The organism is Shewanella sp. ANA-3 (assembly GCF_000203935.1).
In the GTDB taxonomy this organism is placed as follows: domain Bacteria; phylum Pseudomonadota; class Gammaproteobacteria; order Enterobacterales; family Shewanellaceae; genus Shewanella.
In genome coordinates, this window is sequence record NC_008577.1 from 1,847,690 (window position 1) to 1,867,838 (window position 20,149).

Annotated in this window: 12 protein-coding genes, 2 tRNA genes and 3 rRNA genes; 13 read left to right on the forward strand and 4 right to left on the reverse strand. The window is 47.8% G+C overall.

Going from position 1 to position 20,149, the window contains the following annotated elements; all coding sequences use genetic code 11:
- Positions 1 to 219: 219 nt before the first annotated feature.
- Together SHEWANA3_RS08310 and SHEWANA3_RS08315 are read left to right on the forward strand one after the other, a co-directional pair.
- Positions 220 to 1,215, forward strand: a complete 996-nt coding sequence (locus SHEWANA3_RS08310; RefSeq protein ID WP_011716623.1) for an NADP-dependent oxidoreductase — start codon at positions 220 to 222, stop codon at positions 1,213 to 1,215.
- A gap of 578 nt (positions 1,216 to 1,793) precedes the next feature.
- Entirely contained in the window at positions 1,794 to 2,393 is a 600-nt protein-coding gene (locus tag SHEWANA3_RS08315) for a lecithin retinol acyltransferase family protein (RefSeq protein ID WP_011716624.1), read from the forward strand.
- Between the two features lie 42 nt (positions 2,394 to 2,435).
- On the opposite strand, the gene SHEWANA3_RS08320 is transcribed toward SHEWANA3_RS08315, so the two are convergent.
- Both SHEWANA3_RS08320 and SHEWANA3_RS08325 read right to left on the reverse strand, forming a co-directional pair.
- Entirely contained in the window at positions 2,436 to 3,500 is a 1,065-nt protein-coding gene (locus tag SHEWANA3_RS08320; protein ID WP_011716625.1) for a ketoacyl-ACP synthase III, read from the reverse strand.
- Between the two features lie 92 nt (positions 3,501 to 3,592).
- Positions 3,593 to 4,264 (reverse strand): GntR family transcriptional regulator, encoded by a 672-nt coding sequence (locus tag SHEWANA3_RS08325; protein ID WP_011716626.1) that lies wholly within the window; start codon positions 4,262 to 4,264, stop codon positions 3,593 to 3,595.
- Positions 4,265 to 4,580: 316 nt separating this feature from the next.
- Here SHEWANA3_RS08325 and gmhB point away from each other — a divergent pair, with 316 nt between their 5' ends.
- The 6 genes from gmhB (at position 4,581) to rrf (ending at position 10,944) form a co-directional block, all read left to right on the forward strand.
- Positions 4,581 to 5,132 (forward strand): D-glycero-beta-D-manno-heptose 1,7-bisphosphate 7-phosphatase, encoded by a 552-nt coding sequence (gene gmhB / locus SHEWANA3_RS08330; protein ID WP_011716627.1) that lies wholly within the window; start codon positions 4,581 to 4,583, stop codon positions 5,130 to 5,132.
- Between the two features lie 542 nt (positions 5,133 to 5,674).
- A 16S ribosomal RNA gene (locus SHEWANA3_RS08335) occupies positions 5,675 to 7,217 on the forward strand.
- Between the two features lie 70 nt (positions 7,218 to 7,287).
- Positions 7,288 to 7,364 (forward strand) — tRNA-Ile (locus SHEWANA3_RS08340).
- 45 nt (positions 7,365 to 7,409) lie between these two features.
- Positions 7,410 to 7,485: transfer RNA gene (locus tag SHEWANA3_RS08345), tRNA-Ala, on the forward strand.
- A gap of 273 nt (positions 7,486 to 7,758) precedes the next feature.
- Positions 7,759 to 10,651: ribosomal RNA gene (locus SHEWANA3_RS08350) — 23S ribosomal RNA — on the forward strand.
- Positions 10,652 to 10,828: 177 nt separating this feature from the next.
- Positions 10,829 to 10,944, forward strand: a 5S ribosomal RNA gene (rrf, locus tag SHEWANA3_RS08355).
- Together the 16S, 23S and 5S rRNA genes with 2 tRNA genes alongside form the textbook arrangement of a ribosomal RNA operon.
- Positions 10,945 to 11,206: 262 nt before the next feature.
- Here the strand turns inward: rrf and SHEWANA3_RS08360 are convergent.
- Both SHEWANA3_RS08360 and SHEWANA3_RS08365 read right to left on the reverse strand, forming a co-directional pair.
- Positions 11,207 to 11,923, reverse strand: coding sequence for a DUF2057 domain-containing protein (locus SHEWANA3_RS08360; RefSeq protein WP_011716628.1), 717 nt, complete (start codon positions 11,921 to 11,923; stop codon positions 11,207 to 11,209).
- A gap of 226 nt (positions 11,924 to 12,149) precedes the next feature.
- Positions 12,150 to 14,207 carry a bifunctional 2',3'-cyclic-nucleotide 2'-phosphodiesterase/3'-nucleotidase gene (locus SHEWANA3_RS08365; protein ID WP_011716629.1) on the reverse strand — a complete coding sequence of 686 codons (2,058 nt, stop codon included), beginning with the start codon at positions 14,205 to 14,207 and terminating at the stop codon, positions 12,150 to 12,152.
- Between the two features lie 691 nt (positions 14,208 to 14,898).
- Here SHEWANA3_RS08365 and SHEWANA3_RS08370 point away from each other — a divergent pair.
- From SHEWANA3_RS08370 to SHEWANA3_RS08390, 5 genes are all read left to right on the forward strand, one after another.
- The gene (locus tag SHEWANA3_RS08370) at positions 14,899 to 17,046 is read left to right on the forward strand and encodes a M3 family metallopeptidase (protein ID WP_011716630.1); all 2,148 of its coding nucleotides are present in this window, start codon (positions 14,899 to 14,901) and stop codon (positions 17,044 to 17,046) included.
- A 225-nt stretch (positions 17,047 to 17,271) separates the two neighbouring features.
- Positions 17,272 to 17,895, forward strand: coding sequence for a 2OG-Fe(II) oxygenase (locus SHEWANA3_RS08375; RefSeq protein WP_011716631.1), 624 nt, complete (start codon positions 17,272 to 17,274; stop codon positions 17,893 to 17,895).
- Between the two features lie 413 nt (positions 17,896 to 18,308).
- A complete protein-coding gene (locus tag SHEWANA3_RS08380; protein ID WP_011716632.1) occupies positions 18,309 to 18,911 on the forward strand; it encodes a GNAT family protein in 603 nt (200 codons plus the stop codon).
- A gap of 82 nt (positions 18,912 to 18,993) precedes the next feature.
- Entirely contained in the window at positions 18,994 to 19,458 is a 465-nt protein-coding gene (locus SHEWANA3_RS08385) for a GNAT family N-acetyltransferase (protein WP_011716633.1), read from the forward strand.
- 34 nt (positions 19,459 to 19,492) lie between these two features.
- Positions 19,493 to 19,888, forward strand: a complete 396-nt coding sequence (locus SHEWANA3_RS08390) for a hypothetical protein (protein WP_011625878.1) — start codon at positions 19,493 to 19,495, stop codon at positions 19,886 to 19,888.
- Positions 19,889 to 20,149: the final 261 nt, after the last annotated feature.

Here is a 20,149-nt window from a genome sequence, read left to right on the forward strand (position 1 = left end):
AACAATGAAGGCTGATGTTAACAAATTCCACCCTGTAAAAATAGTTTGTGTGCAAAATATTTTTAGGCGTAATGGTTGATTTGTGTATCACTTGTGGGTAGTTTATTGGCAAACAGTTTGTGCGCAAACTATTTGCAAGCTAATAAATTGGTTCATTGTCGACAACACATAACTCCACTCCCTGTTTGCTGTGTGTTCGACGTAATAGAGGTTAATCCCATGATAAGCAGTCAAATTCATTTAGCATCACGCCCTGTTGGTATGCCGACGCTGGCAAACTTTAAACAGGTCGAGGTGACGTTGCCCGCATTAAAAGCCGGTGAAGTGTTGGTTAAAAACACCTGGATGTCGGTCGATCCCTATATGCGTGGTCGTATGATGGATAGGGATTCCTACATTCCACCCTTCCAGATTGATGCGGTTATGGACGGCGGGGCAATAGGCGAAGTGATTGAGTCACTCAATCCACAATTCCCAGTAGGTTCAAAAGTGAGCCATATCAGCGGTTGGCGCAGCGCCTTTATTAGTGATGGGCAGGATCTCACCTTATTGCCTGCGGTGAATATTCCTGAGCAATACTTTTTAGGTGTTATCGGCATGCCCGGATTAACTGCTTGGGTGGGGCTGATGCAAATCGCTAAGTTAAAACCAACGGATACTGTATTTGTTTCAGCCGCATCGGGTGCTGTCGGTATGGTTGTCTGTCAAATCGCTAAGCTTAATGGCTGTAAAGTGATTGCTTCGGTTGGCTCGGATGAGAAGGCCGAATTGGTTCAAAGTTTGGGCGTGGATGCCGTGATTAACTATAAAAAAGTCACTGATTTAACTCAGGCTTTGCGCGACGCGGCGCCTAATGGCATTGATGTGTATTTTGAGAATGTCGGCGGCGCTCATCTTGAAGCCGCGTTGAATGTGTTAAACGAATATGGCCGCATTCCTGTATGTGGGATGATTGCCGATTACAATGCGCAGGCACCAGTCTCGGGGCCAAGTAATCTGTTAGCCATCAACACTAAAAAGTTAACCATGCAGGGCTTTATTGTGATGGACTACTTCGATCAGTTTGAAGAATTCATCGCTCAAATGGCGCAGTGGCTGCAAGCGGGTAAAGTGAAATCGCAAGAAACCGTTTATCATGGTTTAGACCAAGCTGCTGAGGCGTTTATCGGCCTGTTTGAAGGCAAAAACAAAGGCAAAATGCTCGTTAAACTCTAATCTTGCTAGGCTTTTATGACTAACCATTGAGGTGCAAAGGTGAAATCCGATGCACCTTGATGTCGTGGATCATGTCAAGCGTGAGTCATGCTGCGGCGCATGCCACTTGCTGTCGCAAATAGAGTTACCGTTTGAGCTGAAGCCTGTGTTACTCGGGCTTCAGTTTTTCTATTCACAATCAAGTCGGCTGAGTTTGTGCTCCGGCTAGCGATTTCATCTTTAATTCACGCTTATCCCATTACACTGCAAAAAGCCACAGGTCTTTGAACGACCAGTAACCCGATAAAAGGTAAGTTCCCCGTATCTTGCTTGGGGAGCTTTACGGAAAACTTGGCAATTAAGTGAAACTGTACTTCACTCTTATTAGTGAGAATTCAAAGGCTAAGGCATACTGACCGAACGATAGTTCTTTAGAACTATCGGTTTAAAGAAAGGTGGGTTTAAAGAATGAGGCCTTAAACAAAGGTGAGCGCATGAGGGGGCGCAAATTCCATCCGACTTACTTAACCTGCTATTTCATAACCTACTATTTCTTAATGATGCCTTTTACAGATAAGTGATGCCATAAGGGGATGATGATGCCATTACCGTTACTTTGGCTAGGCAGCGCGGCTATGGGGGCGTTGTTGCTCGCCGATGAGCGTGAAAAGCGCCTGCAGCTTGAGCGTGACCGCTTATTAGGCAAGGCTCCACGGCAAACGACGGGCAGCCAAGCCATGGTCGCAGCGCCAAGTCAGTGGCAAAAGGGCTTTAAACAAGTCTCGCCGCAGCCAGGCAGTATTGTCTGCTGCTATGTGTTTGGGGTCATTGAACATACGGGCATTTGGTTGGCGGATGATTGCCTCGTCGAGCTACATGGCTCAGGGCTGATAAGGGCGGTATCGGTAAAGCGCTTTTTAGCGGGGCGCACTGGTAGCCAAATCTATATTGCCTGTAATCATCAACATCAACCACTGATTGCCAGTGATATGGTGAGCCGCGCCCAGCGGGCCATTTATCAATACCGCGAATACGATTTGTTCGACAACAACTGCCATCGATTCGTCTGGTCATGCTTGTGTGGTGAGGAGGTGGCCATAAAAAGTTTTAACGAATTAAATCAAAAACTCGCAGGCTATTTTAAGCAGGGGATTTACTGGGATGAAATGCGTCGAGTGCCTGAAGAGATAAAAATGTAAAAGGCCATCCCAAGATGGCCTTTTATCTGTGTTCGGGATTTATTACTTACAGAAATAATCCACTGCACGTTTAACCAGCTCAATGCCACTCAACTCGCAAGGTGGCAGCTGGGCATCGCTCACTTGAACTGGTGTTACGCGTTCGCCCCATTGCAATAGCAGCGCTGCTGAGGTTAACCCCGCACCGAAGGCACATGACAAAATAGTTTGATTTGGCTTAATTAAACCTTTCTCCAATGCATCGCAGATGGCAATGGGAATAGTGGCCGCAGAGGTATTACCATAGTTAGCAATGTTCACGAAGGCTTTTTCTTTAGGGATCTTCATGCGGCTAACGAGGGTATCGATAATGCGCTCGTTCGCTTGGTGTGGGATCACTAAGTCGACTTCATCCTTATCGACGCCACATTTTTCCAGCACTTGAGTGCTTAACTTATTCATACCATTGATGGCACGTTTAAAGATTTCTTGGCCATCGAATTGAATATAAAAATCTAAGGATTCGGCGGAGAATCTATCCATCGCAGTACCAAAACCGGCTTTTAGGATATCGCGACCGTCAGGGTCGTTATTCAGCTCATAGCCTAACACACCGCCTGGCACATCGGTCGCTTCCACAACAACCGCGCCCGCGCCATCACCAAACAGTACTGCGGTTTCACGGCGTGACCAATCGAGGTAGAAAGATAAACGCTCTGCACCGACTACTAGTACTTTTTTGCATTGGCCACTCTTGATCTGTGAGCTGGCTAAGCCTAAGCCATACAAAAAGCCACTGCAGGCCGCGTTGATATCGAAAGCTGCGCAACTTGCACCAATATTCGCCTGTACTGTGGAGGCAATATTCGGGATCAAGGTATCTGGGCTGGCGCTGGCTAAAATGATCATATCAATTTCGCTGCCGTCAATGCCCGCCGCAGCAAGGGCGCGTTTAGCGGCAACCGATGCTAACTCAGAGGTATTCACATGGCTGATATGACGCTGGCTGATCCCGGTACGGCTTTTAATCCATTCATCGGAAGTTTCGATAAAAGTAGCAAGATCATCGTTAGTCAAAGTGGCGGGAGGAACACATTTTCCCCAGCCAGTGATAGTGGCGTACTGCATGGTGTTTTCTCTCAAATAAAAAAGGCAGAACCTGAAGTGCTGCCTCAAATCGACAACAAAGCTTATCGGTATAACGAATGACAGTCCGTGATCTAGACCACCTGTTTGGCGACGAGATCCCGAATTGTCATTGCGGCATGCAAAATATGATGTCGCAGCAACGCCGTGGCTTTCTCTGTTTCTCTTTGTTTGCAATAGTTGAGCAGTTCGCGGTGCTCGTGCTCTGCTGCGGGAATACCTCCTGCGAGCAGCAATTGCAAACGGATATATCTATCGCAGTTAGTATTGAGGCCGTGGACAACCTCTAGCGTATGTGGACGATTGGCGGCTTGATATAAACAGGTATGAAACTGTGTATTTAGCTCACTCCAACTGGCGACGGCATCTTCATGCTTAAAGGCCGATTCCAATTGCTCCAATACGCGTTCTGCTTGTATTAAATCGTCTTCTTGAAGTCGTGGTATGGCTTTGGCGAGCAGATCGGTTTCGATCATGGCGCGTAATTCAAAAAGCTCAGTCACTTGTTCAACGGATAATTCGGTCGCGGTCGCCCCTTTATGGGGTTCGAACTTCACCAGCCCCTCCGCCTCCAGTTGTAGTAAGGCTTCTCTCACGGGAATGCGGCTTACATGTAAGGCTTCGGCTAAGGCGCTTTGTCTGAGTGGTTCTCCTGCGGCTATATCACCCGAAAGAATTTTCTCTCTGAGCACTTCTACAACTAATTGGGTGCGGGTTTTATGGACTATAGGCGTAGTTCGACTCATTATGACCGTCTATTTTTAGGTGTTTTATTGTTATCCGTGCAAGATTACCGTTAAAAACAGCACAAATAAAGGGAAAAGCTCGATTGAATACCGCATCCCTTAAGCCTAAAAAAGCATTATCGGCCGATTTTATCGGCGAAATGCATCGGGATAAGTACGATTTAATACTGTTTAACGCCCGCTTGGGGCGAGATAAGCCGGAACTTGTTCAAACTACGTCATGTCGCTGACAACTTCGCGGTGCAATTTCTTGCAATGGATGGAATAATAGGGAAATTACGTATTAAGCGCCGTTTTTAGTGAGTGGAGTAGTACTGTGGGTACAGTCAATCGAGCCGTATTTTTAGACCGTGATGGTGTGATCAACAAAGATCATGGTTATGTGCATCAGGTGGATGACTTTGAATATATAGAAGGTGTGTTTGAAGCTTGCCTTGCATTAAAGCAAATGGGATACAAATTGGTGGTGGTCACCAATCAGTCGGGGATTGCCCGTGGCATGTATACCGAAGATCAATTCCACAGTCTCACTGAATGGATGGATTGGAACTTTGCCGATAAAGGTGTCGACCTCGATGGTATCTATTATTGCCCACACCATAATGAAAAAGGTCTCGGTGAATATAAAGTCGATTGCGATTGCCGTAAGCCAAAACCAGGCATGCTACTCGATGCGGCAAAATTCCTGAAAATCGATTTGTCGCAGTCGGTGATGGTGGGCGATAAAGCAGACGATATGCTTGCGGCCAAAGCGGCAGGGGTGCCGACACGTATCCTCGTCCGTACAGGTAAAGCCATTGCTGATGATAGCGAGGCTTCTGTGGTGCTCGATAGCATTGTCGATGTGCCAGGATTTTTAAAGAAGTAGCCTATCCTTGCTACTTAAAGCGCGCATCAATCTATTCGAATTGTAAGATTGAACTTGAGGCGCGAGCTAAACAAGAAAAAAGTGCGGTATTGGCTTTATCGTTTTGCTTTGTGAGCGATGCTAACGGCGTTAGCTAGGTGATAGATATAGTCAAAGTGATGAAAATTACAGCGACTTAGGCGCTAAAACCGACGTTTGGTTTAAAAAATGCGCACTCACTTCGCTTTTTCTAATTATTTTGCCTTAAGGGGTTGCGGTAAAATCTGACATCCCTATAATGCGCATCCACTGGCCCAGCGGGGTCAACGGTGAAAGCCAAAAGCGCTAAATGCTTAAGGTAAATAACCATGCTCTTTAACAATTTATCAAGCAAATCTGTGTGGACACTCACAGGTGTTGAGTTAATCGAAATTACTCTGCCGTTTGGCGAGTAATCAAAATTTAAATCAATGAATGAGTGTTCATAGCAATATGTACAACGACTTATTAAGTTAAGTCGATTCAGAATTCATTGAGCCGAACCTTCGGGTTCACAAAACTTTTAATTGAAGAGTTTGATCATGGCTCAGATTGAACGCTGGCGGCAGGCCTAACACATGCAAGTCGAGCGGCAGCACAAGGGAGTTTACTCCTGAGGTGGCGAGCGGCGGACGGGTGAGTAATGCCTAGGGATCTGCCCAGTCGTGGGGGATAACAGTTGGAAACGACTGCTAATACCGCATACGCCCTACGGGGGAAAGGAGGGGACCTTCGGGCCTTCCGCGATTGGATGAACCTAGGTGGGATTAGCTAGTTGGTGAGGTAATGGCTCACCAAGGCGACGATCCCTAGCTGTTCTGAGAGGATGATCAGCCACACTGGGACTGAGACACGGCCCAGACTCCTACGGGAGGCAGCAGTGGGGAATATTGCACAATGGGGGAAACCCTGATGCAGCCATGCCGCGTGTGTGAAGAAGGCCTTCGGGTTGTAAAGCACTTTCAGTAGGGAGGAAAGGTTAGTAGTTAATACCTGCTAGCTGTGACGTTACCTACAGAAGAAGGACCGGCTAACTCCGTGCCAGCAGCCGCGGTAATACGGAGGGTCCAAGCGTTAATCGGAATTACTGGGCGTAAAGCGTGCGCAGGCGGTTTGTTAAGCGAGATGTGAAAGCCCCGGGCTCAACCTGGGAATTGCATTTCGAACTGGCAAACTAGAGTCTTGTAGAGGGGGGTAGAATTCCAGGTGTAGCGGTGAAATGCGTAGAGATCTGGAGGAATACCGGTGGCGAAGGCGGCCCCCTGGACAAAGACTGACGCTCAGGCACGAAAGCGTGGGGAGCAAACAGGATTAGATACCCTGGTAGTCCACGCCGTAAACGATGTCTACTCGGAGTTTGGTGTCTTGAACACTGGGCTCTCAAGCTAACGCATTAAGTAGACCGCCTGGGGAGTACGGCCGCAAGGTTAAAACTCAAATGAATTGACGGGGGCCCGCACAAGCGGTGGAGCATGTGGTTTAATTCGATGCAACGCGAAGAACCTTACCTACTCTTGACATCCAGAGAATTCGCTAGAGATAGCTTAGTGCCTTCGGGAACTCTGAGACAGGTGCTGCATGGCTGTCGTCAGCTCGTGTTGTGAAATGTTGGGTTAAGTCCCGCAACGAGCGCAACCCCTATCCTTATTTGCCAGCACGTAATGGTGGGAACTCTAGGGAGACTGCCGGTGATAAACCGGAGGAAGGTGGGGACGACGTCAAGTCATCATGGCCCTTACGAGTAGGGCTACACACGTGCTACAATGGCGAGTACAGAGGGTTGCAAAGCCGCGAGGTGGAGCTAATCTCACAAAGCTCGTCGTAGTCCGGATTGGAGTCTGCAACTCGACTCCATGAAGTCGGAATCGCTAGTAATCGTGGATCAGAATGCCACGGTGAATACGTTCCCGGGCCTTGTACACACCGCCCGTCACACCATGGGAGTGGGCTGCAAAAGAAGTGGGTAGCTTAACCTTCGGGAGGGCGCTCACCACTTTGTGGTTCATGACTGGGGTGAAGTCGTAACAAGGTAGCCCTAGGGGAACCTGGGGCTGGATCACCTCCTTACCTATACGACTAACTTGATGTTTGTTGAGTGTTCACACAGATTTGCTTGATAGAAGATAGAGTAAACGATGGGTCTGTAGCTCAGCTGGTTAGAGCGCACCCCTGATAAGGGTGAGGTCGGTGGTTCAAGTCCACTCTGACCCACCAATCCTTTGAGGGTTGGGACATCTGATACTCGCACTGCATGTAAATGGGGCTATAGCTCAGCTGGGAGAGCGCCTGCCTTGCACGCAGGAGGTCTGCGGTTCGATCCCGCATAGCTCCACCATTTACTGCAATCTGGTTAGAGATGCCAAAGATAAACTGAAAAATTATCTTTGGCTTTTTTAAGCCCGCTCTTTAACAATTTGGAAAGCTGATAGTAATTAATACAATGATGTCTGTCGTTGTGTTAATACGAAAAAATTGAGTTCTTAAAACACTTTTTAAGTGTCTTGAATATTCAAGTCTAAGGCGAGTCCATCTTCTTGGTCGAAGATGAGACAAGTAAAACCAGCTGGTCGCAACGACGCAAGTGATGTGAAACTCATTTGGGTTGTATGGTTAAGCGACTAAGCGTATACGGTGGATGCCTTGGCAGTCAGAGGCGATGAAGGACGTAGTAACTTGCGAAAAGCGTTGGCGAGCTAGTAACAAGCATTTGAGCTAACGATGTCCGAATGGGGGAACCCGGCCGCATAAGCGGTCATCATGTAGTGAATACATAGCTACATGAGGCAAACGAGGGGAACTGAAACATCTAAGTACCCTTAGGAAAAGAAATCAACCGAGATTCCCCTAGTAGCGGCGAGCGAACGGGGATTAGCCCTTAAGTCAGAGGGGTGTTAGTGGAATGGTCTGGAAAGTCCAGCGGCACAGGGTGATAGCCCCGTACACGAAAACTAACCTTTGATGAAAACGAGTAAGGCGGGACACGTGATATCCTGTTTGAATATGGGGGGACCATCCTCCAAGGCTAAATACTCCTGACTGACCGATAGTGAACCAGTACCGTGAGGGAAAGGCGAAAAGAACCCCTGTGAGGGGAGTGAAATAGAACCTGAAACCGTATACGTACAAGCAGTGGGAGCGGTTCTTGAGACCGTGACTGCGTACCTTTTGTATAATGGGTCAGCGACTTACGTTTTGTAGCGAGGTTAAGCGAATAGCGGAGCCGTAGGGAAACCGAGTGTTAACTGCGCGTTTAGTTGCAAGGCGTAGACCCGAAACCCGGTGATCTAGCCATGGGCAGGTTGAAGGTTGAGTAACATCAACTGGAGGACCGAACCGACTAATGTTGAAAAATTAGCGGATGACTTGTGGCTGGGGGTGAAAGGCCAATCAAACCGGGAGATATCTGGTTCTCCTCGAAAGCTATTTAGGTAGCGCCTCGGACGAACACCTTTGGGGGTAGAGCACTGTTAAGGCTAGGGGGTCATCCCGACTTACCAACCCTTTGCAAACTCCGAATACCAAAGAGTGCTATCCGGGAGACAGACGGCGGGTGCTAACGTCCGTCGTCAAAAGGGAAACAACCCAGACCGTCAGCTAAGGTCCCAAAGTGTATGTTAAGTGGGAAACGATGTGGGAAGGCTTAGACAGCTAGGATGTTGGCTTAGAAGCAGCCATCATTTAAAGAAAGCGTAATAGCTCACTAGTCGAGTCGGCCTGCGCGGAAGATGTAACGGGGCTAAACATACCACCGAAGCTACGGGTGCAATCCATTAGGGTTGCGCGGTAGAGGAGCGTTCTGTAAGCCGTTGAAGGTGAAGGGGTAACCCACACTGGAGGTATCAGAAGTGCGAATGCTGACATGAGTAACGATAAAGGGGGTGAAAAACCCCCTCGCCGAAAGACCAAGGGTTCCTGTCCAACGTTAATCGGGGCAGGGTGAGTCGACCCCTAAGGCGAGGCCGAAAGGCGTAGTCGATGGGAAACAGATTAATATTTCTGTACTTCCGCTAACTGCGATGGAGAGACGGAGAAGGCTAGGCTAGCGCGGCGTTGGTAGTCCGCGTTTAAGGTGGTAGGTGGGTGACTTAGGCAAATCCGGGTCACTATACACTGAGAGCTGATGACGAGTCCCCAAGGGGATGAAGTAGTTGATGCCATGCTTCCAGGAAAATCTTCTAAGCTTCAGGTTAGCGGGAATCGTACCCCAAACCGACACAGGTGGTCGGGTAGAGAATACCAAGGCGCTTGAGAGAACTCGGCTGAAGGAACTAGGCAAAATGGTACCGTAACTTCGGGAGAAGGTACGCTGCTGTTGGTGATGGGACTTGCTCCCTAAGCTGACGGCAGTCGCAGATACCAGGTGGCTGCAACTGTTTATCAAAAACACAGCACTGTGCAAAATCGCAAGATGACGTATACGGTGTGACGCCTGCCCGGTGCCGGAAGGTTAATTGATTGGGTTATCGCAAGAGAAGCTCATGATCGAAGCCCCGGTAAACGGCGGCCGTAACTATAACGGTCCTAAGGTAGCGAAATTCCTTGTCGGGTAAGTTCCGACCTGCACGAATGGCGTAATGATGGCCACGCTGTCTCCAGCCGAGACTCAGTGAAGTTGAAATTGCGGTGAAGATGCCGTATACCCGCGGCTAGACGGAAAGACCCCGTGAACCTTTACTATAGCTTGGCACTGAACATTGACCCTACATGTGTAGGATAGGTGGGAGACTTTGAAGCGGGAACGCTAGTTCTCGTGGAGTCGTCCTTGAAATACCACCCTTGTAGTGTTGATGTTCTAACTTGGGCCCCTAATCGGGGTTAAGGACAGTGCCTGGTGGGTAGTTTGACTGGGGCGGTCTCCTCCCAAAGAGTAACGGAGGAGCACGAAGGTTGGCTAAGTACGGTCGGACATCGTACGGTTAGTGCAATGGCATAAGCCAGCTTAACTGCGAGACAGACACGTCGAGCAGGTACGAAAGTAGGTCATAGTGATCCGGTGGTTCTGAATGGAAGGGCCATCGCTCAACGGATAAAAGGTACTCCGGGGATAACAGGCTGATACCGCCCAAGAGTTCATATCGACGGCGGTGTTTGGCACCTCGATGTCGGCTCATCACATCCTGGGGCTGAAGTCGGTCCCAAGGGTATGGCTGTTCGCCATTTAAAGTGGTACGCGAGCTGGGTTCAGAACGTCGTGAGACAGTTCGGTCCCTATCTGCCGTGGGCGTTGGATGATTGAGGGGAGTTGCTCCTAGTACGAGAGGACCGGAGTGAACGAACCGCTGGTGTTCGGGTTGTCATGCCAATGGCATTGCCCGGTAGCTATGTTCGGAATCGATAACCGCTGAAAGCATCTAAGCGGGAAGCGAGCCCCAAGATGAGTCATCCCTTGGACTTTAAGTCCACTAAAGAGCCGTTCGAGACTAGGACGTTGATAGGTCAGGTGTGTAAGCGTTGTGAGGCGTTGAGCTAACTGATACTAATGACTCGAGAGGCTTAACCATACAACCCAGATGGGTTTTACTGAAAATGTTCCAGACATTTTCCAGTACTTCCTCCTTCCCTGGAGGTCGTACAGTACTTAGCTTGAATACAAACACTTAAGAAGTGAACTCAAACAGCTTTCCGAATTTAATTTACTGCCTGCATCAAGATAAGACGGGTAGTGAATAACAAATTTGCTTGGTGACAATAGCATTGTGGTCCCACCTGATCCCATCCCGAACTCAGAAGTGAAACGCAATCGCGCCGATGGTAGTGTGGGGTCTCCCCATGTGAGAGTAGGTCATCGCCAAGCACCTAAATATTCTCGTAAAGAGAGCAGAAAGCCAGCTGCATAAGCTGGCTTTTTTGTTTGTGCTGTTTCCATTTCAATGTTCTATTCCTTCCTTTTATTCGCCTCTGCGAAGACCACATTCATTGCCTGCTTATCGATTTGAACGATAAATAGTGGTTCCAAGAGCTTTGTTCGATCCAATAAAAAGAGCAACCTAGGCTGCTCTTTCTGTATTGGATAGGTGTCTTGCTCGCTTGTTACTGCCAAAACCTTACGAATACGCTTATTGCTCGTTAATTTTGGCCTTGAATTTTGCTTTGGTGGCGTCATCGGCGAGGTGATACCAATAATCCAGCATATGGCTGATTTCAGCTTGGGTCGGCGAGTCAGGTGCTGTGTCTTGTGTTACTGCAGCTGTTGATGCGGCTGCACTGGCGGTTACGGCTGTTGATGGCGCTGAAGTGGCGGCTTGCAGAGTTGGTGCTCTCGTTGTCGCTGATACTTGAGGCTGGCTTTGCACCGCAGCAAGCGTTATCGAGGCGGGATGTTGGCCTTGATTGTATTGAAAGATTTCCTGCTCGAAGTTTCGGCCTATCTGAAGCCCGTTTTTCACTAATCTGTCTTGGTCAAAGCTAATCGCTTGATTGTGCTTATCTAACAGCGTGATTGACGGTGACTCATCGAACTGCTTTGCGGCTTTAGCCGAGTCGATATTGGGCAGTTTGAGCTGTAATGCTTGGTCGGTTTCATTAAAGCGGATGATCAGTACGTCCGATTGGTAGCGTACCGAATTAGCCTGTTTGCGGTACTGGGCATTGTAGCGAAACGCGATTTGGTTCAATCCATCACTCAGCGTGACTGGCGAGGTGCTTAATGGCTTTTGTCCATTCACGGTTAACAGCTCGACATCACTTGGTAGCTGCAGGAGAACTTCGGCACTAACGGGTTGCAGGCTGGCAAGCAGTATGGCGGATGCGCACAGGATAGAGGGGGATTTCATAGGCTTTCTCTTGGTTGATATCACGCACTAATGATAAGTGAGATAGCCGTTAACACAAAGTGGAGAGCTAAGCCGATGATCACAAAGGACACTCAAAGCACTATACATTCATCGATATTTGGTTGGGATCTTGAATAAAGAAAAGGCTCACTGGGAGCCCTTTCTTGTCTAAGTACGAGACTGAGTTTAGCCTGATATTGGCTTAACCTAAGTGTAATAACGCAAATTACTTCGCTTTATCTTGGCTTAGGTTGATGCGGTACACGGCAAAACCGAGTTCATCTTTACTAATCTTGGTCATTTCGCGTTGTTTATTGGCTTCGATAAAGGCAGCGGCTTTATCGCTATCTTGGGTCTGGAAGCGAATATCTAACGCAACATTGGTGCTGATGGTTTTGAAATCCCAGTTGTAGTCAGCACTTGGGTTGACCATGCCTTCATACTTGCCTGTGGTTTCGTTGAACTTAGATTGCGCTGTGATGTAGGCCGCTAAGGCTTCACGGTTAGTATCTGGCAGTTCGAGTACCACATGATCACTGCCTGTACCGGCAAACTTGCCACCAAAGGCGCGGTAGTTATTTGAGGCCACGATAAATTCTTTGGCCGCAAACTCTTCGCCAGTGAAGACTTTACCGTTGGTATCTGTGTAGCTTAAATCGACGATACGGTTAGCATTGGCATTAACGACGGCGCAGTCGCGGTCGAACTTGCTTGGTTGAGTCACATCAATCTTGTAGGTCAAGCCATCGAGCACGTCGAAGTTGTAGGTTGGGTGACCATCCCAGTTGATTAATTCCTGCGGCGTAGTCTTGGTTGGATCGATTTGATTGAATTGGTTAACCGAGCACTCCAGCCAATCTTTCAATTCAGCACCTGTCGCTTTGACCGCCACCATAGTGTTGGGGTAGAGGTAAAGATCGGCGGCGTTTTTAAAGGTCAATGCGCCTTTATCCACTTGTACATATTGGTCTGCATCGCTGGTTGTACCGTGGCGACCACCGGCTTTGAATGGTGCAGAAGCCGATAAAACTGGCAGGTCTTTTAATGCCTCGGGGAGTTTGGCTTTAACGTTAGCAATTTGCGCGTCAGAAACGATTTGTACGGTTGGATCGTCTTGCACTAAGGTCAAGAAGCTATACATATCGGCGGCAGCAACCCCAATTGGCTCGTCCACGAAGGCGAGTGTTCCTTGGTGCTCGGCAGCGACAGCATCATGGATGGCGGCGTCGGCTTCGACTAATGGTGTTTTAGTTGCACCATCATAGATAGGACGTGCCTTAGTGGTGGCACTAAGCACAGACCACTTACCGTCTTTACGCTCGAGTTTAAAGTCGACCACACCTAAGTTGTCACCCCAGCGTCCAGGCATGACGGCTGGCACACCATTTAACAGGCCTTTAGTCACGTCTGTGTTAGGTAAGTCGGCATATTTGGCATCGGGGAAAATAGAGTGGCTGTGACCAAAGAGGATGGCATTAATACCGTCGACATAGGTCAAGGCATAGGTTGCGTTCTCTGCCATAGGATCGCCAGGATTTTCGGTCGAACCAATACCAGAGTGTGGAATTGCGATAATCAAATCAGCGCCTTTTGCTTTCATTTCAGGCACATATTTTTTGGCAGTCGCCACAATATCTTCAACCGTTACTTTGCCGGTCAGATTTTGTTTATCCCACAATAAGATTTGTGGTGGCACAAAACCAATATAACCAATCTTAATGGTTTGGTTATTTCCTTCGCTATCGACAATTTGTTTTTCTTTAATGATATAAGGGGTGAATAAATGCTCACCTTTTTTCACATCATTCCAGCAGCCATTATCGTCGGTACAATAGACGTTGGCGTTAATATAAGGGAATTCTGCACCATGAAGTGATTTATTTAAAAAATCTAAACCATAGTTAAATTCGTGGTTACCGATATTACCTACTTCGTAATCTAATAGATTCATCGCTTTATAGGCGGGGTGAACATCGCCCATTTGCAGGCCTACTTTAGCCATGTAGTCACCCATAGGGCTACCTTGAAGCAGGTCGCCGTTATCTACGAGTACACTGTTTTTGGCTTCTTTACGGGCGGCATGGATAAGGCTTGCGGTACGAGCTAGACCAATTGTTGGGTCTTCTTTACCACTGTAGTAGTTGAAATCCATGATATTTGTGTGCAGATCCGTGGTTTCTAATACACGTAAATCTGCTTGAACGATTTGCTCATCATCCGAGCCACAGGCGCTTACGCCTAAGGCGGCAGTGATCATCACTGCGAGTAGTTTTTTATTTAACATCGTTTTCTCTATTTATATTTATTTGACCCTAATACATGTTCTTTTGAGAACATGCCCATCATCCTGTTAATTCATAACGAAAGAACTGTTAGGTTGTCGCGTCATTCAGTTAACGGACGGGGATTATAAAGAGATTTGATGATCTGAATGTGACATTAATTGGATAAAAGCTGTTTCAAATTGTGACTAGGCGCTTGATTGATTAATTTGTGCACCATGGCTGCGGTATTTTTATTCATCGGCTGGTTAATTCGATGTTGCCAGCTATTTATTAAGAATAATTAATATTTGTTAGCTGATTGAATTTCGCCTGTGCTGATATTCGATGAGTCTTTGAGATAATGTTGACGATTTTTATGAAGTGTTTTCGCCTAAGTTTTTATTTATAAAATAAATTCTATCATTTAAAACCTTGATTGTTTCTGCGCCTTACCTATGGCCGCTCGTCGCACAATCGCAGACCAAATGCCCTTGATTGCGTAGTTTGACGGCAGTCACACATAAAGAGATACAAATTCCCCTCGATCCCTGGCTTCGAAAACTTGGCCGAAGGTCGCTTAACTTGCTAAGGTTGTGCGTTGAAAACGGGCGCCCAAAGCATGCGTCAGTTGGAAGAGAAGCCAAAATCCGTTACTCGCACCTTTCACTTAAAAAATATAAAGACAGGGCAGTAACACTCTAGGGAGTTCCTATGCGTAAGTCTGTTATTACTACTGCCGTGGCCGCGGCATTGTTATTGGGCGCTTGCTCAGAAAAACCGGCAGCCAATACCGAGGCCGCCAATGCGGTCGCGACGCAAGCTGCTGCATCGACTCAAGCTGATGCAACCAATGTGTTATTGAGTAAGAGTCCACTGCAGGATCAAGCTCCACAGTTTAATCTGATCAAGAGTTCGGATTATGCCCCCGCGTTTGCGCAGGGCATAAAAGAACATGAAGCTGAAATTGCCGCCATTATTGCCAATAAACAGGCGCCCACCTTCGATAATACGATTTTAGCCATGGAAACCTCGGGTGAGTTGTTAACTCGAGTGTCACGCACCTTCTTCAATCTGGCGGGGTTAATCTCCGACGATGATTTTCAAAAGACCGAGGCGGATTTAGCGCCTAAGCTATCGGCTCACCGCGATAACATTTACTTAGATCCAAGTTTATTTGCCCGTGTTGAAACCGTATATCAGCAACGTGCCGGGTTAAATGCCGAAGATAAACGCTTGGTCGAGTTTTATTACGAGCAGTTTGTACGTGCAGGGGCCAAATTATCCGATGCCGATAAAGCCAAAATGCGAGACTTTAACGCTGAGTTAGCGACCCTTGCGACTGAGTTTTCCCAAAACAGCTTAAAGTCATTTAAAGACGATGTGATTGTTGTGACCGACAAGGCACAACTGGACGGTCTATCTGACAGCGAAATCGCGACCTTAGCGGCCGCAGCGCAGGCAGCGGGTAAAACGGGTTACCTGATTACCTTAGTGAACACGACTCGTCAGCCTATTTTAGCCAGTTTAAATAACCGCGAACTGCGCCAAAAAGTCTGGGAAACCTCGGCTCACCGCGCCGTTGCCAGTAATGGCCCTTTAATCGTGAAGATGGCGCAGCTGCGCGCCAAGAAAGCCAATTTACTCGGCTTTGATACTTGGGCAGCCTACGCCGTGGCCGACCAAATGGCTAAAACGCCAAGCGCCGTGTATGAAATTTTAGATGACTTGGCGCCTAAGGCGTTGGCTCACGCTAAGGCCGATGCGGCGGATATCCAAGCTGAAATCAAAAAGGCTGGCGGTAATTTTGAATTACAACCTTGGGATTGGGCTTATTACGCCGAGAAAGTGCGTCAGCAAAAGTACGCCCTCGATGAGAGCAGCATCAAACCCTACTTTGAATTTAACTCTGTGCTGAAGGATGGCTTGTTCTTCGCGATGCACAAACTCTACGGCATCAGCGTTAAACCGCGCACCGATTTACCAGTATGGAATAGCGATGTCCTCGCCTTTGAGGTTTTCGATAAAGACAACAGCTCTATTGGTCTGTTCTATCTTGACCCTTATGCCCGTGAAGGTAAGGGCGGCGGCGCTTGGATGGATGAGTTTGTCACTCAAAGCGGCCTGCTAGGCACTAAGCCTGTGGTGTATAACGCACTGAATATCCCGAAACCTGCCGACGGTCCAACCTTGATGACCTTCGATGAAGTGACCACTATGTTCCATGAATTTGGTCATGCGGTGCACGGTTTATTCTCCAAGGTGAAATACCCGAGTGTGGCAGGTACCTCTACCGCGCGCGATTTTGTGGAGTTTCCGTCTCAAGTTAACGAAGATTGGAACATTGACCCTGCGGTCATTGCCAATTACGCCAAGCACTACCAAACTGGTGAGCCTATTCCTAAAGCTTTACTCGATAAAATCTTAGCATCGAATAAATTTGGTCAAGGTTTTGATACTGTTGAGTATTTAGCGGCCGCATTACTGGATATGGAATGGCACTCGATTGGTGCTGACACCCAAAATAAGGATGTGGAACAGTTTGAGCATCAAGTGTTAGCCAAACACGGCCTCGATTTCGCGCCAATTCCACCGCGTTATAAGTCGAGCTATTTTAGCCATGCCTTCTCGGGTGGCTATTCTGCCGGTTATTACGCTTACCTGTGGACGGAAGTGTTTGCCGCCGATGCCTTTGCCTATATGGGCCAACATGGTGGCTTAAAAGCCGAAAACGGCGATAAGTTCCGTGATGCGGTATTGTCTAAAGGCAACAGCGAAGATCTGATGCAGGATTACATCCACTTTACCGGTCAAAAACCCACGACCGATGCCTTATTAAAGCGCCGTGGTTTAGTCGATTAAACGATTCATTGTAAAAAGGGCCAAAGGCTTGGTAGGGCAACCTATCAAGCCTTTTTTTACGCTATTGTTTTTCGATAATCTTTACTCTAAAATCCCGCCAAATTTGACTGTGGGATAGCTTCTTTATCCCGTATCGACGCCCCTCGAAAATCAGGCTCAGTTCCCCCTCCTTTGAGCCCTTGAGTACAGCTAAAGCGTAGCCTTTTATTATTGGATGTAGCATTAATGGTTTCGCAATTAAGTGAAGCAGTGCTGGATGTGATCGCTGACGCCTTGGTAGACAAAGGCTATATTTTTTTACCCGAGTTAATTCCTCAACCCATTAGCCAAGTATTATTGGAAAAAATCCAAGCAACAGAAATACATGAGCTCAAAGCGGCCTCGATTGGACGTGGCGCTGAGCAGCAGCTTAACCCCGATATCCGCCGCGATAGGATCCAGTGGCTGGAGGAGCAGAGTGAACCTGATAGCCTCTATTTAGACTTGATGACGCAGTTAAAGGATGGCCTAAATCGTCGATTATTTATGGGGTTATTCGACTACGAAAGCCATTATGCCGTGTACCAACCCGGCGCCTTTTATAAGAAGCATGTGGATGCGCTAAAAGGCAGTCAAAACCGTATCTTAACCACGGTGTTTTTCTTAAATCCCGATTGGACGCCAGCAGATTGCGGCGAGCTGATTATTTACGATGAAACCGATAATGAGATTGAACGCATCGCGCCTAAGATGGGTCACTTTGTGATTTTCTTAAGCGAGCGCTTCCCCCATGAGGTGAGTAGAACCTTAGCCCAGCGCAACAGTATTGCTGGTTGGTTTAGGGTGAGTAATAGCGTGCACGGGTTTTAATGATTGGGCCGTAAAGGCTTGATGCTGCTGAAATGCTTAATATGATTTCAAGGCGCAGTGTTTCTAAGTAAACACTGCGCTTTTTTGATCTTAAAGGGGTGTTATCGACATCCGGCAAATCGATACCTAAGTCGTTCTCTTTTGCTAGTTTGCGCTGACGCTAGGCTAAAAGGGGCATCACTATCCGAACTCTTTCGATCCCTGCGTTATTTAGCGGCATCAGAACCAGTCTCATTCGATTCATTAACATGTCATTTTCTAAGGCGAAGCTTAAGAAAATCTTAGCGTCAGCACCTAGAATGAAATTATCAAATCACATTGAAAAGAGAGGTTTTTTTATTTTAGATTAATGTTAGGCTAGTAAAAAATGTGCGCAAGGACACACTTTTTAGTCAGCTAATGGAGGCGATACTGTGGGCGAACGCGATCTTTTAGGTTGTTTAACGGGTGAACATGTAGTGCTAGAACCCCTCTCTTTATCCCATGTTGCCGCCTTGAGTTTAGCTGTGACAGATGGCGAGTTGTGGCGTTTATGGTTTACCAGCGTGCCAGAGCCAAGCGAGATGAAAGCCTATGTGACTAAAGCCTTGGATGAGAAAGCACGCGGAGAGAGTTTCCCATTTGCGGTGCGCGACCGTCTCTCAGGTGAGATTGTCGGCTGCACCCGTATCAGCCATTGGGAGAGCGAGCATCGCCATTTGGAGATTGGTTACACTTGGTATGCCAAGCGCGCCCAGCGCACGGGGATCAATACCGAATCCAAGTTATTACTGCTGACCTTTGCATTCGAAACCCTCGATGCCATTGCCGTCGAGTTTCGCACCCATTGGCATAATCAGGCTTCTCGCCAAGCCATTGCCCGCCTCGGCGCCAAGCAAGATGGCGTGCTGCGCAACAATAAGATCCTCAAGGATGGCACGATCCGCGATACCGTGGTGTATTCCATTATCGATTCCGAATGGGCCACAGTGAAACACAACTTAGCATTTCGCTTACAACAGCGACCAGTAGAGTAGGGCGGATTGCTGCTTCAAATGGCGATGGTCATTCGCTATTTGGACTCGCAACACGCATGTAGATTTGAGGTTGGAAAGGCCGATGGCAAACATTATTTCTCGCGCTGACGTATCCCATAGTCATGAGGTTGCCCTGTTATTTAATGAGTATCGGCAGTTTTACGGCTGTAAGGATGATGTCCTCGCGGCGGAGCAGTTTATTCGTGCGCGTTTGCAGGATGCCTCGTCCGTGGTGTTTATGGCGCGCTCCCCCGAGGGAATGGGGCTGGGGTTTGTGCAGTTGTATCCCAGTTTTTCATCACTGCGTTTAGCGCCGATTTTTATCCTAAACGATGTGTTTGTCACCCAGCATGCGCGTTGTGTTGGCATCGGTCGGGCGTTGGTGCAACAGGCGGCGGAATATGCCAAAGCCCAAGGCGCTCGCGCCTTAGTGCTGGAGACCCAAAAGGAGAATGTCCGCGCGCAGGGATTGTATGAGGCCTTAGGGTTTGTGCGGGATCAGAAATTTTTAACTTACGAGCTTGAGATCCACTCATTGCTTAAGTAGTTTATGCTTAATTGCTAATAAAAAGGACAACAAGATGTTTAAAGCGTTTGCCGTTGCTGGCTTAATGTTAACCGTGAGCCATAGCGTAGTCGCCGATGAGGCAGAAAAGGCCTTTAGTAAAGAAGCCATTGAATGTGCTGCTTATTATCAAATCAGTTCCGAGGCCATTGGTGCCATGAATGCCCCGCAAATGCAAGCTGTGGGTGAGCGCTTAAAAACCTCTAAAGTCGAGGCTGAAAATCTGGCGAAGAAGTATCAGTCAGAAGCCGAAGTTACTCAAGCGGTGGCCGACGCTAAAGCGCGCCAGATCCAGAGTTTAGGCGGCTCAAGTAACTTAGGTGCGCTAATGGGCAAATACAAAGAAGAGTGTAAAAACCTGTTAGCCGATCCGCAAAAGCGCCTCGATTACTGGACCATGGCCACCATGTAAGCCTTGCCTGCGTTAAACAAAGGAGCCTGAGGCTCCTTTGTGTTATCTGAAGTCTATTTTTAGATTTACTGTGGTTTAGCATGATTTAGTCTTTATGAATGTGATTCCGCCGATACCTGTGTCATGGCACATGCTATGTGTAATAGCGTACAGCTTTTGTCATTAAGAGTAAGGCTGTTGTAAGAGAGCGTCGCTTTGGCAGGTCTTACTCCCTAGATGAACATGGGCCTAATGGCCGCGAATAAGGGCGAGAGATAACCA

What these genes read in the sequence shown, in the direction of transcription:
- SHEWANA3_RS08390 (WP_011625878.1), top strand. Translation starts at nt 19,493, where the DNA reads ATGTTTAAAGCGTTTGCCGTTGCTGGCTTAATGTTAACCGTGAGCCAT.
- SHEWANA3_RS08360 (WP_011716628.1), bottom strand. Translation starts at nt 11,923, where the DNA reads ATGAAATCCCCCTCTATCCTGTGCGCATCCGCCATACTGCTTGCCAGC.
- SHEWANA3_RS08385 (WP_011716633.1), top strand. Translation starts at nt 18,994, where the DNA reads ATGGCAAACATTATTTCTCGCGCTGACGTATCCCATAGTCATGAGGTT.
- SHEWANA3_RS08310 (WP_011716623.1), top strand. Translation starts at nt 220, where the DNA reads ATGATAAGCAGTCAAATTCATTTAGCATCACGCCCTGTTGGTATGCCG.
- SHEWANA3_RS08315 (WP_011716624.1), top strand. Translation starts at nt 1,794, where the DNA reads ATGCCATTACCGTTACTTTGGCTAGGCAGCGCGGCTATGGGGGCGTTG.
- SHEWANA3_RS08375 (WP_011716631.1), top strand. Translation starts at nt 17,272, where the DNA reads ATGGTTTCGCAATTAAGTGAAGCAGTGCTGGATGTGATCGCTGACGCC.
- SHEWANA3_RS08325 (WP_011716626.1), bottom strand. Translation starts at nt 4,264, where the DNA reads ATGAGTCGAACTACGCCTATAGTCCATAAAACCCGCACCCAATTAGTT.
- SHEWANA3_RS08365 (WP_011716629.1), bottom strand. Translation starts at nt 14,207, where the DNA reads ATGTTAAATAAAAAACTACTCGCAGTGATGATCACTGCCGCCTTAGGC.
- SHEWANA3_RS08320 (WP_011716625.1), bottom strand. Translation starts at nt 3,500, where the DNA reads ATGCAGTACGCCACTATCACTGGCTGGGGAAAATGTGTTCCTCCCGCC.
- SHEWANA3_RS08370 (WP_011716630.1), top strand. Translation starts at nt 14,899, where the DNA reads ATGCGTAAGTCTGTTATTACTACTGCCGTGGCCGCGGCATTGTTATTG.